Annotated in this window: 17 protein-coding genes and 1 pseudogene; 16 read left to right on the forward strand and 2 right to left on the reverse strand. The window is 38.4% G+C overall.

From position 1 onward, the window contains the following. Nucleotides 1-180: 180 nt before the first annotated feature. The 10 genes and pseudogenes from Q1X33_RS05215 to Q1X33_RS05260 all read left to right on the forward strand — a co-directional run bounded on the left by Q1X33_RS05215 (nt 181) and on the right by Q1X33_RS05260 (nt 6,625). On the forward strand, nt 181-1,695 hold the full coding sequence (locus Q1X33_RS05215; protein WP_301969571.1) for a hypothetical protein: 1,515 nt from the start codon (nt 181-183) through the stop codon (nt 1,693-1,695). Between the two features lie 52 nt (nt 1,696-1,747). Then, nucleotides 1,748-2,170: a hypothetical protein gene (locus Q1X33_RS05220; protein ID WP_301969572.1), complete on the forward strand. Its 423-nt coding sequence runs from the start codon at nt 1,748-1,750 to the stop codon at nt 2,168-2,170. 312 nt (nt 2,171-2,482) lie between these two features. Further along, nucleotides 2,483-2,776, forward strand: coding sequence for a hypothetical protein (locus Q1X33_RS05225; RefSeq protein WP_005226807.1), 294 nt, complete (start codon nt 2,483-2,485; stop codon nt 2,774-2,776). A gap of 19 nt (nt 2,777-2,795) precedes the next feature. Beyond that, on the forward strand, nt 2,796-3,683 hold the full coding sequence (locus Q1X33_RS05230; RefSeq protein WP_005226808.1) for a hypothetical protein: 888 nt from the start codon (nt 2,796-2,798) through the stop codon (nt 3,681-3,683). Nucleotides 3,684-3,699: 16 nt separating this feature from the next. Next, nucleotides 3,700-4,176, forward strand: coding sequence for a hypothetical protein (locus Q1X33_RS05235; protein ID WP_060791603.1), 477 nt, complete (start codon nt 3,700-3,702; stop codon nt 4,174-4,176). A 518-nt stretch (nt 4,177-4,694) separates the two neighbouring features. Beyond that, nucleotides 4,695-4,907, forward strand: a complete 213-nt coding sequence (locus Q1X33_RS05240) for a hypothetical protein (RefSeq protein ID WP_236596103.1) — start codon at nt 4,695-4,697, stop codon at nt 4,905-4,907. A gap of 14 nt (nt 4,908-4,921) precedes the next feature. After that, nucleotides 4,922-5,107: pseudogene (locus tag Q1X33_RS05245) on the forward strand (site-specific integrase); the annotation flags it as partial. 366 nt (nt 5,108-5,473) lie between these two features. Beyond that, entirely contained in the window at nt 5,474-5,914 is a 441-nt protein-coding gene (locus tag Q1X33_RS05250; RefSeq protein WP_236596102.1) for an HD domain-containing protein, read from the forward strand. A gap of 6 nt (nt 5,915-5,920) precedes the next feature. Next, entirely contained in the window at nt 5,921-6,262 is a 342-nt protein-coding gene (locus Q1X33_RS05255; RefSeq protein ID WP_005226819.1) for a metallophosphoesterase family protein, read from the forward strand. A gap of 66 nt (nt 6,263-6,328) precedes the next feature. Next, nucleotides 6,329-6,625: a hypothetical protein gene (locus Q1X33_RS05260; RefSeq protein ID WP_005226821.1), complete on the forward strand. Its 297-nt coding sequence runs from the start codon at nt 6,329-6,331 to the stop codon at nt 6,623-6,625. Between the two features lie 74 nt (nt 6,626-6,699). Here the strand turns inward: Q1X33_RS05260 and guaA are convergent, their stop codons facing one another. Beyond that, a complete protein-coding gene (guaA, locus tag Q1X33_RS05265) occupies nt 6,700-8,265 on the reverse strand; it encodes a glutamine-hydrolyzing GMP synthase (RefSeq protein ID WP_301969573.1) in 1,566 nt (521 codons plus the stop codon). Between the two features lie 80 nt (nt 8,266-8,345). Beyond that, nucleotides 8,346-9,269: a type I pantothenate kinase gene (coaA, locus tag Q1X33_RS05270; protein ID WP_005226828.1), complete on the reverse strand. Its 924-nt coding sequence runs from the start codon at nt 9,267-9,269 to the stop codon at nt 8,346-8,348. 336 nt (nt 9,270-9,605) lie between these two features. Here coaA and Q1X33_RS05275 point away from each other — a divergent pair, with 336 nt between their 5' ends. The 6 genes from Q1X33_RS05275 (at nt 9,606) to Q1X33_RS05300 (ending at nt 15,218) form a co-directional block, all read left to right on the forward strand. Beyond that, complete coding sequence (locus tag Q1X33_RS05275) at nt 9,606-10,211, forward strand: class I SAM-dependent methyltransferase (protein ID WP_005226831.1); 606 nt, start codon at nt 9,606-9,608, stop codon at nt 10,209-10,211. A gap of 250 nt (nt 10,212-10,461) precedes the next feature. Next, nucleotides 10,462-11,481: a LacI family DNA-binding transcriptional regulator gene (locus tag Q1X33_RS05280; RefSeq protein ID WP_005226832.1), complete on the forward strand. Its 1,020-nt coding sequence runs from the start codon at nt 10,462-10,464 to the stop codon at nt 11,479-11,481. A gap of 123 nt (nt 11,482-11,604) precedes the next feature. Next, nucleotides 11,605-12,906: a pyrimidine-nucleoside phosphorylase gene (locus Q1X33_RS05285; protein WP_301969574.1), complete on the forward strand. Its 1,302-nt coding sequence runs from the start codon at nt 11,605-11,607 to the stop codon at nt 12,904-12,906. A 13-nt stretch (nt 12,907-12,919) separates the two neighbouring features. Further along, the gene (gene deoC / locus Q1X33_RS05290; RefSeq protein ID WP_005226835.1) at nt 12,920-13,582 is read left to right on the forward strand and encodes a deoxyribose-phosphate aldolase; all 663 of its coding nucleotides are present in this window, start codon (nt 12,920-12,922) and stop codon (nt 13,580-13,582) included. A 54-nt stretch (nt 13,583-13,636) separates the two neighbouring features. After that, nucleotides 13,637-14,035 carry a cytidine deaminase gene (locus tag Q1X33_RS05295; RefSeq protein ID WP_005226837.1) on the forward strand — a complete coding sequence of 133 codons (399 nt, stop codon included), beginning with the start codon at nt 13,637-13,639 and terminating at the stop codon, nt 14,033-14,035. A 64-nt stretch (nt 14,036-14,099) separates the two neighbouring features. Beyond that, nucleotides 14,100-15,218, forward strand: a complete 1,119-nt coding sequence (locus Q1X33_RS05300) for a BMP family protein (protein WP_016609144.1) — start codon at nt 14,100-14,102, stop codon at nt 15,216-15,218. Nucleotides 15,219-15,356 lie beyond the last annotated feature (138 nt).

The raw sequence follows: 15,356 nt of genomic DNA on the forward strand, positions 1-15,356 counted from the left end.
ACCTCCAGGAGGAAGTGATAAATTCCCGTTGGCTCCTTCTCATGTATCTATTTTACTCTGAGAAATCACACCATAACGAAATAAATTAAGTTAGGAATATCTTGTTCAATTTTTTTTGCTTTTAAAGACAACTTTAAAAAATCGTTAGACAAATTTTAAATTTACGAGGAGAGCATAGAAATGGGAAATGACTTTTACACCAAAAACCAACAGTTTGACTATTTGGATTATATGGATGAAATGAAAAAACTAAGTAAAAAGAAATATATTGAAAAATTATTTAAAGAAGCGCCTGAAGATATTTATCTTTTTCTGCTTAAAATCAAATCACTTGGCTTAGAAATTAATGAGTATCTGTGTTCCTATAAACCAAATCCATATTTAGAAAAATACAATAATTTACTAAAAAAAAACACAGATACAGGAATGAATAAAGTTTTAGATAGACATTTAAAACAAGTTGACCAGCTACAAAATTTGTTCGTAGAATCTAATAAATCTATCAACAAAGAGCTTGATGAATCTATTATCGACCCCAACCATATTTTGGCTATATTTATAATTTTTTTGGAGAGACAAATGAGATTGTTAAGAGAACAAAATAATTTGGATATTAGTCTTGAACAGAGGGTTGATACTTATGATACTTATGTATTTAGTTCAGGAAATATCTTAAAGTATTTACTTCATAACATTTCTCTGGAAAAACAATGTGGAATTAATCGAATATTTTCAGAAAAAAATTTATTATGGAATATAAATGTATATTCGAAATATCAAGAAAGAGATAATTTAATGGATGCTTTTGAGTATTGGAAGTATTCAGATATACGAATTGAAGAAATTTATGAGAAAGTAATTATCGATTTTTTAGATGAGGATTTTAATAGAGCTGTTTTAGTATCTAATTTTAGATATAAAAGATTTATGACTAGCATTGAATTAGACATTTTAAATTATAAATTAGAAAAAGACAGACGAAGGATTGATGGAGCAATCGACGAAGAACTAACAACTTTTTTATCAGAAGAACTTTGTCGAAGATATATTGGACAAGAAAACTTAGATAAAAAAGTTCATGGCATTGAAATTAGAAAGTGGATAGAGGGAATTTATTTTTTGCAACATGAATCTATTCTATATTCCAATAAAAAGAAGAATAGAAATATTTACTCTGTTCAGAATTTATGTGTTGTAAAAACAAAGTATGATTGGATCAAAAAATTGTCTAAGTTTTCTCAAAATATATCAAAAAAAGAAGCAAAAATGATTTTAGAAAAGTTCATTTTTACTGGCAAATCAAAAGACTTAATAGATGCTCCATTAATAAAGATTCAAGATAAATTAATACTGTTACCAACGTTAGCTAAAGAAATTCGACCACTGTCTGTCATTTTATCTATGTTTTCAAGAGATGAAGAAGAGACCCAAAAAAATAGGGAAGACATTGCATTAGGGTTCAAAGGAGCTATGTTTGAACAACGTACCAAACACTTATTACAAGTTTGTAGTCAAATAGATGCTAAACGATTACATATTAAGATTACAAAGGAAAAAGACTTGGAAAGAGAGATTGATTTAGCATTTGTTTTAGATAAAACGCTCTTCTTATTTGAATGTAAGTCATTCAATCAACCGTATACGGTAAGAGAGCATGCTAAAACTAATAAGAAAATAAAAGAGGCAATTAAATAAAAATGCTGACTATTTTGAGGAGAATATTTCTATAACTCTAAAGCAATTGGGATTGAGTGAAGAAATATCAATAGAAAAAGTCCAGCGGGTATTACTTACCTCTACTATTCTTGGTGAAGCTGGGAAACAAGAGAATGTGTTGGTAGTTGATGAAGCTTCATTTAACGCATTTTTGTTAAGGAATCCTCCAACGGTTTCTCATATTGATGGAGCTATTAAAGAAAGAATATGTTTAGATACAGAAAATATTTATTCAGGTAAAATTACAGCAGAAAAATTGTTGGTATTTTTAAGAAGACAGCTCTCAGTTAAAATTATGCAAAGCTTTATAGTGAAAACACACGATTCAGATAGGAAAGTGGAATATAAATACTGTAAAAAAGACATTGAAGACTCCTATATAGAAAATGATGTGAAAATAAAGATAGCATTAGATAGAGTCTTTGCTACTTATGAGAAAAATTTATCAGAATGATTTTCTACTATGAAAAAATATAAAAAACCAATTGATATCAGACACAAAAAAGCCTTGGTAGGCCTTTTTATAGGAACTCCAAAGCTTTTTATACTATTCCCATTCCATGCGCTTGATGATTTATAAGGATTGATTTGTTGAGTTTATGCAGTTTTGTATCGTTTGGGAGTGATAGAAATTGTAATGTTCTTCTTGTGTTGGTTGCAAATTGGTTGCAGTAATAAAATTTTTTTGAATGAAATGCTTGAAAATGATTGAATTTATGTTATTGTAAGTTGTAGTAATTCAAATAAACAAAAGAGGTGGGGGTTTATGTTGTTCAAAGAAAATCTAGATAGAGTTTTTAAAAGTAGTGACCTAAGAATTCTAATTGATCCAGAATTTAAAATATTAATTGATAACTGGGGAAAGCTTCAATTAAATGAATACTTAAGTAGAGATGAACTAAAAGAATTATGCAGGGGTATAAAATATGCTTTAATCGAAGCGAATAAAAAGGTTGTGGAAAAAGAGAACTTTGTTTTTTATGATTTTGATGCCAAATATTTCATTGATGATGTGCAGTTTTTCTTACTTGCAAGTGCAAACGCAAAAGATTTGATTTGAGAATTTGAGAGGAAAAAAAATGTTATCTGAAAAACAAGAAAAATTAAAACAAATGCTGCTAACACCTATTGTGGTTGATAAACTTACCAATACAATTCAAAAAGAAGGCGACACAATAAAAAGCGCTCAAGTATATAGAGGTGTGGAAGACCCCGACATGTCTGATGTATCAATTGCTTTTTACGAAATCATCTATAAAAATACTATTCCCAAAAATCAACAAGGCGAATTTAATGTATTTGGAAAATCTGATGATAAAGGAAATATTTATATTAATGATTTTGCCAATGTTTCTTTTGCTGGTGATACAATGAACTCTTTTAAAACAATTTCTGGGAAATTGATTAAAGAGTTATCAATAGATGGGGAAAAAATAAATAAGCAATACTATATGCCCAATGATTCAAAAGGACGAATGAGATTGATATTTGACAGTGATGCTGATGAGTATACTCAAAAGATATTTTATGAGTTTTATAAACTGTATCATAGTTTAGCTAATTTTTGGATAATACCTATAGAGATGGGAAGAAAGAGTTCTAAAACAATTTCTATAGATAATTTTGAATTTAGAACACAAGATTATATGGGAAGGTTTTTGAGTGAAATTAGGAATAATTGGAACAGATTGAAAAAACAAGGATTATACAATTTCTATTTTAAAAATTTTGAAGATTACAGCGAATTTATAGAAAAGCATTTTATTATTGAAACGGACTATTTAGAATCTCCAAAAGATGAAACTGAAAACTTCGGTTCACTGAATGAAAAAGATGCTGTTAGCATTGTTTCAGGAATGATTACTGCAATTAAAAATAGAGCGGAACTGTTATCGAAATCAGAATACGCCGAACAATTATGGATTTTACTTAGCAATATCACAACAGATAGCTCTGATAAATTGTAAATAGGGAGTATGACAAATGGCAAGGGTATATAAAGCAGTCAGATTGGCTTATGAGGCTAAAATTTGGATAGACAAACTAATTATTCATAGAGAACGAGAACTAAAAAATGAACTAAAAAATGGCTTGATTAATAAACTAGAAACAGACATGCAAGAACATTACAGTGATTTGCTGGATGGGATATCATTCAATGTGGTGTTAAAAGTATCAGCTGGTAGTGTTATAGAACAAGCTTACAGATATTGTAAAAAACAAAATTTCACTGATGACGATTGGGAAAAAATTCAAAATCGCATGGATAGAACAATTGTAAAAGAAAATTATAAAGATAAATCTTCCGTTACGCCCCGACTTTATTTAGATGAAAATGTATTAGATGGCTTAGAGGAATATCGTTACCATTTTAAAAGTGATGAGCCTAGTAAACGTCTACCGCGATTAAGTTATATCATTAAATTAATTATTTTTGCCTTTTATAGTCAAATCGACTAGAAAGTTATTTTTCTAAATAGTTTAGTCGCTATTTAGAATTTTATTTCAAATAAATGTTTACATGTTGTACCACGATATCGAATAGAGGGTGTTATTATGAAAAAGTGGAACAAGCAAGCCTTATTCTAAAAGAAATCGAATACTACTTACAATTCGATACCCTATAACGTGAATACGCCGAAAAAGCATACTCAAAGCATTATCAAAAATTGAAAGGATTGAAAAAAATGAACGCTGATAATTTTCGTTTCTACTTTTTCTTAGCTCTAGGTATAGGGCTAGCCATAACAAAGGTGACTGGCTTAATGTTTGGTTTACTAGCCGTAGTCAGTTCCCTCAACAACAAATTAACCCCCTCGAAGTGAGTGAAATAGGGAGGTAGTCGCCCCAGCGACTAAACGGAGTGTCCGAGTCTTTTCACTCACTTTGTGGGGGCCAGTCGGGCGGTTTTTGCCTGACACTTAACTTGATATATAAAACAACATCTGCTCGTTTGAGCGCGCGCTGAGAGGTGTGTGATGTCTAAAGAAACTCGTGCGTATAATACTAAAATTATTGAAACTTCCACCTATATTGAGGTGTATCAGTATGATGAACCTATTTTCTATAGTTATTCTGTTGAAAATGAAAATGGTTCACGTCAATTAGATTGGTTAATTGATAGTAATACACGTCGAACTTATGATGAGCTACCAACTATTGAGAAATATGATAGCTTAAAGCGAAAATAACAACATTATGAAGAAATGCGTTGGTCGTTCGTAATCGCTTAGGTCATGAAGATATTCAAACAACTTTGGGAACTTACGGACATTTATATGAGAACGCTAACAAAGAAGTCGCTAAAAAATTAACGAATACTATTGAAATGCCTAAGGAAAATGCGCAACGGAAACTTACAGGCAATCAGTATGTGAAGCATAAAGAATGACGAGGTGTATCAATATGGAAAATACTGTTTTTGATTCAGACAAATTTAAAGGGTAAAAAATACCGAAATATGATTCTAAATCTGGTGTTTGGGCTGTTGATACAGGTAATCGTGTTGAATTTGGCGATATGTATTATGTTTTATCGGAATTTATTGAGGACGGGTTACATTATAGTTTTAATACCTTAATAGCCGGAGATGTACGGCGAGACCATGCACATTCTTTTGATTGTGTCGTTTCAGCTTTACTCAAGAATGTCACCCATTTTTCAATTGTCGGATTTGAGAAAGATTATTCTCAGCAAGAAATAAATTTTCTCAATGACATTCAGACCAAAATTTTAAAAGAAAGTCGGGATTGCCAACATGACAGAATATGATAAATTTAAAAATATGGCTATCGAGGTAGCGAAAAAAGCTAACGCTGGTCAAACTGACAAAGGTGGTGAACCTTACTTTTTTCATGTTCAACGAGTGGCAAATTCACTAACAGATAAAAATGCTAAGGTTGTTGCCTATCTTCATGATACTGTTGAAGACACGGATATTACTATTGAAAAACTGAAAGAGTTAGGTTTTTCAGACACGATTGTTTCGGCAGTACAGGGTTTGACGCATGAACGTTATCAACCCTATTTTGGCTATATTGTAGAAATTAAGAAAAATAAACTAGCCACTATGGTTAAACTTGCAGATTTAAAAGATAATATGAATCTTTCAAGAATTACTTCCCCAACTGAAAAAGATTTTGAAAGAGTTAAGAAATATCAAAAGGCGTTTAAAATATTAGAGTTAGAGGGAGAGTGATTCAAAATGAGAACACTTTTAGTGGGCGATTTACACTTAACAGCACAAATAATCTTGCCAATGGTTGAGCAGAAATTTAAAGAATTAGGCATTAAACAAGTGATTTTGCTAGGAGATTATACAGACGCATACGAGCAAGAAAAAAACGTTGATCTTTACATGAATGAATTAGACTATTTGTTCATATGGAAATCAAAGATGAAAGTTTTCGGTGTCGAAGTGATAAATCTCTTAGGAAATCATGACGTGTCTTATTTGACGGTTACACCTAGAAGGTATTCACTGCAAAGTGCAGATAGTATTGCTAAGTTATATGGCATTTTATTAGATTTTAAAAATGGTCGATGACTGTTGATGATAAAGAAATCTTTTTGAATAGAAAATATCTTTAGAACATAATTAGGAGGTTGTTGTATGCGGAAAAATCAAGTATCTATAAAAATTGAAAGATTTGGCAAAGATATACCAGATGAGTTTAAAGAATTGAATATGCAAGTCATGTCTGTTTATGCTGATGGAAATGATTTATATGAAACATTATGTGGAGCTTTTCAGTTAGCCTTAATTGAAGTTGCTAAATATGAGCATAATAATTTCGGATGTAGAGAAAGTTATGATTCTTTAGAACTTACACAAAGAAAAGTTAAGGGGTTAAAATTATGTAGAAAAATAAAACATGATTTTTCTGATTCTAACTCAAAAGAAGAGTAAAAGCTAATGGTTGAGTAACCTCGAGAAAAAGAGCCTAGACACCCTATAAATAAAGGGTTCTAAGCTCTTTTTTCTTATTCCCACTCCACAGTAGCAGGTGGTTTACTTGTAATATCGTACACGATCCGATTGACGTGTGCGACTTCGTTGACGATGCGGACGCTGATTTTTTGTAGGACTTCCCATGGGATGCGGGCAAAGTCAGCGGTCATGCCATCGATTGAAGTGACAGCACGGATGCCGACGGTATAATCGTAGGTCCGGCCATCACCCATGACACCGACGGAGCGGATGCCTGGTAAGACGGTGAAGTACTGCCAAATGTCGCGGTCTAAGCCGGCATTTGCGATTTCTTCCCGCAAGATTGCGTCCGAGTCGCGGACGATCGTTAGTTTTTCTTCTGTCAATTCGCCAAGGACACGAATGCCTAGACCTGGTCCAGGGAATGGTTGGCGCCATACGATGCTGTCTGGCATGCCAAGTTGAGTCCCTAATTCACGGACTTCGTCTTTGAACAAGGTGTTCAATGGTTCGATCAATTTGAATTGCATGTCTTCAGGTAAACCACCCACATTGTGGTGTGATTTGATGGTTTGAGCAGTCTCGGTCCCTGATTCGATGACGTCGGTATAAAGGGTTCCTTGGGCAAGGAAAGAAACGCCTTCTTCGCCAGCTAGTTTGGTTGCTTCATCATCGAAGACGTACACGAATTCATTTCCGATGATCTTGCGTTTTTCTTCAGGATCAGAAACCCCAGCAAGTTTTGATAGGAAACGTTCTTTGGCATCAACTTTGATGATGTTCAAGCCGAATTTGCCGCCTAAGCTTTCCATTACTTGCTCGGCTTCGCCTTTACGCAAGAGGCCGTGGTCAACAAAAATACAAGTCAGCTGATCGCCGATCGCTTTTTGTAAAAGAACACCAACGACAGAAGAATCGACCCCGCCTGAAAGACCAAGCAAGACTTTTTTGTCGCCCACTTGTTCGCGGATTTTTGCGATTTCCATATCGATGAAGTTGTCCATTGTCCAATCACCCGTACATTGACAAACGTCAATGGCAAAGTGACGCAATAAGTCGTTGCCGTATTCTGAATGGCGAACTTCTGCGTGGAATTGGATACCGTACATTTTGCGCTCGGCATCTTGGATAGAAGCGATCGGGCAATCTTTGCTCGTTGCCACGACATCAAAGACTGCAGGTGCTTGAGTGACCAAGTCTCCGTGGCTCATCCACACGGTTTGGGTTGCGGGCGTGTTTTGGAAAAGGGCCGCTGCATCAGAAGTGACTTCCAATTCTGCTTTGCCGTATTCACGGTTTTTGGCAGGTTCAACTTTTCCGCCTAATTTATAAGTAATCAACTGCATGCCGTAACAGATCCCTAAAACTGGGATGCCTAACTCAAAAATTTTCTCGTCGATGCCGAAAGAGTTCTCGTCGTAGACGCTGTTTGGTCCGCCAGATAAGATGATCCCTTTTGGGTTCATCGCTTTTACTTCTTCAGCGGTAATGCGGTGGCTCAATAATTCTGAGAAAACACCGAACTCACGAATACGGCGTGTAATCAGCTGGTTGTACTGACTACCGTAATCAAGTACGATAATTTTTTCGACGTTTGGCAAAGTGTCAACGTTTGTCACAATAAATTACCTCAATTCTTTTAGTTTTTATTGAAAAAAGGCTGGGCCTTTTCAACAGCATAATCATAAAAATGAAGCGGTCAATACTTGCGCAAGAACACTTCATCGATCAAATGGTGCTTTGTTTTATGAAGAATTATATCGGCTCTGCTGCGTGTAGGCAAGATATACTCGTGTAAATTCTTTAAATTCACATTTTTCCATACTTCTTTTGCCATTTTAATCGCTTCCTTGCGATCCCCGATCGCATATTGGTAATAATAATTGCTGGGATCTTGAAAGGCCGTGTCTAGTAATGATTCAAATCGTTCCAAATACCATTTTTCGATCAGTGCTGGTTGGGCATCCACGAAAATTGAAAAATCAAAAAAGTCACTGATATAGATTTGTTGGTTTGCAGGCAGTTGTAGGGTATTGATGCCTTCCACGATCAAGATATCTGGTTGACTGATCGTTTCATACGTATCAGGAATAATATTGTAGACTTCATGGGAGTAGACAGGGATCTGAATGTCTGGTTCTCCTGATTTGACCGCATTCAAAAAGTTGATCAAGGCTTCCATGTCATAACTTTCTGGAAATCCTTTGCGATTCAAGCTGCCGCGTTCCTCCAAGACTTCGTTCGGGTACAAAAAGCCGTCAGTGGTGATCAGTTGGACGGTTCTACGGGGAAACAAACGGGCCAACAAATTTTGGACGAGCCGTGCGGTGGTGCTTTTGCCGACGGCGACACTTCCAGCGATGCCGATGATAAAAGGCGGCATTTTGACGTAGCGGTGTAAAAAGAGTCCCTTGCTGAGGGTCAATGATTCAAACTCTTTCATATAAAGATGGATCAGATGGCACAAAGGCACGTAAACATCTTCCACATCTTGGACCGAGATCCGGTCGTTCAAACTTTTGATATTATCCAATTCTTCTTGAGTGAAAGGCATCATGCCGTTCGTATAAAACCCTTGCCATTGCTCACGAGGAATTTGATAAAAATTCATGGTTTCTTGCATAGTAGGCTCCTTTTTTGCGGCATCATCGGTTTCTGTTAGAAGCGACGGGCCACTGTTCGAAAGTATTTTACCATAGAAACTTGCGGAACTTGGAAAAAAGACATGATTTCCTTTGCAGAAACAACAAAAAACTGTTTTTTCGTTGTTTTTTTTGCTGGGCGTTTACTTCTGACTGTTTTTCGGTATGATTAGAAAGAAGCAGCAGACAAATCTTGCAGGGCTTTTTTACTGGTGATTTCACTATGTTCACTTGTTCGAATAGAAGAAACAAGGAAAAACTAGTAGAAACCAGTAGAAAAAACAAGCGAAGAGGAAATAGAAGAAAGGAGCATAACCATGAGTAATCATTACTATACAGAAAACCCTGATACGGCCCATGATTTTGAGCAGTGGTCGTTTGAATTAAGAGGAAAGAACTTTCATTTTGTGACAGATAGCGGGGTGTTTTCCCGTGACACGGTGGACTATGGCTCGCGGGTGCTGATCGATGCGTTTGAGTGGGGGGAGCTGCCAGAAGGAAGTCTGCTGGACGTTGGATGCGGCTATGGACCTGTTGGCTTAGCGTTAGCTTATGCGAGTCAACGACCTGTCGAGATGATCGATATCAATCAGCGGGCAGTGGATTTGGCAAAAGGCAATGCCCAGCGTAACGGCATTGAACAGGTAGATATCCATCAATCCAATATCTATGCCCAATTAAATCAACCTGCTTATGCGGCGATCCTCAGCAATCCGCCGATTCGGGCAGGAAAAGAAGTCGTTCATGAGATTTTGACGGGGGCGTTTCCTTTGCTTAAAGCAGGCGGGACTTTAACGATCGTGATCCAAAAGAAACAAGGGGCGCCGAGTGCTCAAAAGAAAATGCAAGAGACCTTTGGCAATGCCGAAATCATCAAAAAAGACAAAGGCTATTACATCATTCAAAGCGTAAAAGAAGCGTAGCTGCTCTTTGATTCTCAACAGATCAAAGGCATCGCCAAGACAAGCACTGGTTAGCGGCAACTGGACCAGTTGGTTTCTCAAAAAGCCTGTTGTCATCAGTCTTTGGAGCAATCGCAGCTCCGCTAAAAGAGCTGTCTGTATCATCGGGCCATTTTTGATCAACGAAAAAGAAAGTCGCACACTTGTTGAAAGTGTGCTATTTTTTTTGAGAAAAATTTGCTACACTTTAGGCAAGAGAGGAGAGAAGCAGATGAAATTGACGATTAAACAGATTGCTGAAATGGCTGGCGTCTCTGTCACGACCGTGTCGCAGATCCTAAACAATAAAGGCAGCCGTTTTAGTGAAGAAACCCGAAAGCGGGTCTTAGATATCGTAAATAAATATCACTATAAGCCGGATTTTTTTGCTTCGAATCTTATCAACCGCCATTCAAAAACGATCGGAATGATCGTGCCTGATGTGACGGATTTCTTTTTCTCTAAAGTCATTGAAGGGGCGGAAAGTTATTTCAATCCACTAGGTTACATGCTAGTGTTATGCAATTCGCGCCACAGCCAAGAAAAAGAGGTTCAATATTTGAATGAACTGTCTCATCGTTCGGTAGATGGCATCTTATTAGCGACGCCGCATTTGCTGCCAGAGGATTATTCCTTGAAGAGCGGGTTCTTTGATGACCGACCAATTATTTTAGTTGATCGTGGGATCAATCAGCGGGACAATGGTCGTTTGATCGTGAAAGAATACGAAGGCGCCTACCAAGCCGTCAGCTATTTGATCAAAAATGGTCACCGCAACATTGCGATGCTCAAAGAAATCACCGGCTACTATCAATTAGAGGAACGGTTCAATGGCTATCGCCATGCCTTAAAGGATCATCAGATCCCTTTTAAAGGCCGATATGTAGAAAATGCTGAATTAACGGTTACCGGCGGGTACGAAGCAACGAAGGAATTATTGAAGTATAAAGAGATCACAGCGTTCTTCTGTGGCAACGATGCCATGGCGATCGGCTGTTATCAAGCGATTTATGAGGCGGGCAAAAAAGTACCAGAAGACTACTCGGTGATCGGCTTTGATGCCTTGAAATTATCGGAATACATCACACCACCGCTTACCACGGTCATGCAGCCGACTTTTGAGATCGGGTTTACCGCAGCGAAGTTTTTAGTGGACGCCATTGAGTTTCCGACACGGCGAATTCCAAATAAGATTTTTGATACAAAATTAATTATTCGTGAGAGCGTGAAGACATTGACAAGCGAGAAATAATGCGGTATATTTCTTCTTGTAAGTGTTTTCATAGTTTTGCGATATTTAGTAAACTGTTTTACTAAAGTGGTTTACCCTACGAAAAATTATTGTATAATGTTAAAGGAAGCGAGGGTCATTTCGATGCGAATGGTGGATTTAATTGAAAAGAAACGTGACGGCAAGTCATTGACGAAGGAAGAAATTGACTACATTGTAACTGCGTATACTGAAGGAAGTATTCCAGATTATCAAATGAGTGCCTTGTTGATGGCTATTTTTTATGTAGATATGACAGATGAAGAGATCACGAACTTAACGCTAGCAATGGCAAATTCTGGTGAAGTGATCGACCTATCTTCAATTGAAGGAATCAAAGTCGATAAGCATTCGACCGGTGGTGTTGGTGATACGACCACATTGATCTTAGCGCCATTAGTGGCTAGTGTTGGCGTACCGGTTGCGAAAATGTCTGGGCGCGGCTTAGGCTATACCGGTGGGACGTTAGACAAGCTTGAAGCGATTCCTGGATTTAAAATCGAGCTTTCTGAAGCTGACTTTATCCGATTAGTTAACGAAAGCAAAGTGGCCGTGATCGGTCAATCAGGAGATTTAGCTCCTGCGGACAAAAAACTGTATGCCTTACGAGATGTGACGGCAACGGTTAGTTCGATCCCATTGATTGCCAGCTCGATCATGAGTAAAAAAATCGCGGCAGGTGCCGATGCGATCGTGTTAGATGTAACCACAGGCGATGGCGCCTTTATGAAAAACTTGGAGGATGCCAAACGCTTAGCCCAAACGATGGTCCGCATCGGAAAATTGGCAAATCGCCAAACGATGGCAGTCATTTCTGATATGTCACAACCTTTAGGGGAAGCGATCGGCAATAGTTTGGAAGTGGTGGAAGCCATTGAGACACTGCAAGGAAAAGGACCGAAAGACTTGGAAGAAATGTGCTATGCACTGGGCAGCCAAATGATCGTTTTAGCGAAAAAAGCTGATTCATTGGAAGAAGCACGCCAACTGTTGGAAGAAGCCCTGCATTCAGGCAAAGCGTTAGAAAAATTCAGACAGATGATCACAGACCAAGGCGGAGACGCTACAGTGATCGATGACCCGAGCAAGATTTTGACAGCGAAATATGAAGTGGAAGTCCCAGCGAAAACTAGCGGCGTGGTGACGAAATTAGTTGCCAATGAGCTAGGGATCGCGGCGATGATGTTAGGGGCAGGTCGTAAGACCAAAGATGAAGACATCGACCATGCCGTGGGCATCAAATTGCATAAGAAAGTTGGCGAATCCGTAAGCAAAGGGGAATCGCTATTGACGATCTATAGCAATACCGAAGCAATCGAGGATGTCAAAGCATTGATCGACCAAAATATTGAAATTGGGGAAGATGGCGCAGAACCGCCATTGATCCATGACATTATTACAGAATAAGGAGCGAATAAAAATGGAATTGAATCGCATGATCGACCACACGATTTTGAAAGCAGACGCAACGGAGGAAGATGTTTTACGAATCATCGAAGAGGCAAAAACCTATCACTTCTATTCTGTCTGCATCAATCCAACGTGGGTTTCATTAGCAGCAGAAAAATTACAAGGCGAACCAACGGCTGTTTGTACCGTGATCGGTTTTCCTTTAGGGGCAAACACATCTGAGGTCAAAGCTTATGAAACAACAGATGCGATCAAAAACGGCGCAGATGAAGTCGATATGGTAATCAACGTAGGTGCCTTGAAATCAAAACAATACAAAAAAGTTCAAGCAGACATCGAAGCAGTCGTTGAAGCAGCCAAAGACAAAGCGCTTGTCAAAGTAATCATTGAAACAGCGTTATTAGACAACGAAGAAATCGTCAAGGCTTGTGAATTAGCCAAAGCAGCTGGTGCAGATTTCGTGAAAACCTCAACTGGCTTTTCAACTGGTGGGGCAGTCGTTGAAGATGTTCGCTTGATGCGTGAAACAGTAGGACCAGAAATGGGTGTCAAAGCTTCTGGAGGCATCCACAACGAAGCAGAAGCTGCAGCTATGGTCGAAGCGGGCGCAAACCGCTTAGGAACAAGCGCAAGTGTTGCTATCGTGACTGGCTCAACAGGTGCTGGCTACTAAGCTTAGCATTATTAAGTAAAGTAGCAAAAAATAAAAATAAGAGCGGGGAAGACAATGACAATAGCGAAAAAAGAGTGGATCGACACCGCCGTTTCCGCCTTAGATAAAGCGTATGTGCCGTACTCTAAGTTTCCGGTCGGTGCTTGTCTCGTTGCCAAAAATGGTACGATATATCAAGGGATCAACATTGAAAATGCCTCATATGGCTTAACAAATTGCGCAGAACGAACCGCTTTTTTCAAAGCCGTTTCTGAAGGCGAAAAAGAGTTTCAACATTTGGTTGTGGCGGGTCATACGCCAGAACCGATCTCTCCTTGCGGTGCTTGCCGCCAGGTCATGGTGGAATTTTGTGCACCAGATATGCCGGTGACCTTAGTCGGCGATGATGGTGTCATCAAAGAAACCACGGTAGAAGGCCTATTGCCTTATTACTTCACGAACAAAGATTTATAAACCATGTTCATTCAGTCGATGCGGCTGTTGAAAAAAAACTATATTTTTAGGGGGCTTTACAGCAATGAAAAAAGCAAAATTATTTAGTTTCGGTATTGTTGCAGTAGCTGGGTTGACTTTACTTGGTGCTTGTGGCGGAGGAAATTCAGGTTCAACTGATTCAACTGGCGGCGGTTCTGCAGACGGTACGACTGATGCAGCGCATAGTGTCGCAATCGTTACCGACATCGGCGGGGTAGATGACCGTTCATTCAACCAATCCGCATGGGAAGGCTTAGAAGCATGGGGGAAAGAACACGGGATCGCTCGCGGTGCTGGTGGTTATGACTACGTGCAATCAAATGAAGCTTCAGAATACACAACCAACGTAAATGGTGCCGTTCAAAATGGTTTCAAAACGATTTTCGGTGTGGGTTACTTATTGAAAGATTCAATCGCAGCAGCAGCTGACCAAAACCCTGATACACAATTCGGGATCATCGATGATGTGATCGAAGGCAAAGACAACGTTGTTTCAGCAACATTTAAAGATAACGAAGCAGCTTACTTAGCTGGTTTTGCCGCAGCATATACAACCAAAACAAACAAAGTCGGCTTCATCGGTGGTGAAGAAGGCGTCGTTATCGACCGTTTCGAAGCTGGTTTCACGAAGGGCGTTCAAGACGCAGCTGAAAAATTAGGCAAAGAAATCACGGTTGATCCTCAATATGCAGCATCATTTGGTGATCCTGCTAAAGGGAAAGCATTGGCAGCTTCAATGTACCAAAGTGGCGTTGACGTAATCTTCCACGCATCTGGTGGTACTGGTGCAGGTGTCTTCCAAGAAGCAAAAGCAATCAATGAACAATTGAACGAAGCAGACCTAGAAGATAAAAAAGTTTGGGTCATCGGTGTAGATAGCGATCAACAAGACGAAGGAAAATACACAACTGCTGACGGCAAAGAAGATAACTTCACATTGGCTTCAACATTGAAAGGTGTTGGCGCAGCGGTACAAGATATCTCAACTCGTGCGTTAGAAGACAACTTCCCTGGCGGCGAACATATTGTTTACGGCTTGAAAGATGGCGGTGTAGACATTACTGAAGGATTCCTTTCAGATGATGCCAAAGCAGCGATCGAAACAGCGAAACAAGACGTGATCGACGGCAAAGTAGAAGTACCAGAAACACCTGAAAAATAAAGTTGTTTTTTCGGTTATCTTGCCCTAGTTTAGGGCAAGATGATCGTTGTTGGATTACTATGTTGATGAAAGCAACGGGTTTTCATGAGGATAGTAATCATCCTAAGCAATAGCAATTATTTTTTTGACATGACGAAT

It is taken from the genome of Enterococcus sp. B2E4 (assembly GCF_030499455.1).
Classification (GTDB): domain Bacteria; phylum Bacillota; class Bacilli; order Lactobacillales; family Enterococcaceae; genus Enterococcus_D; species Enterococcus_D casseliflavus.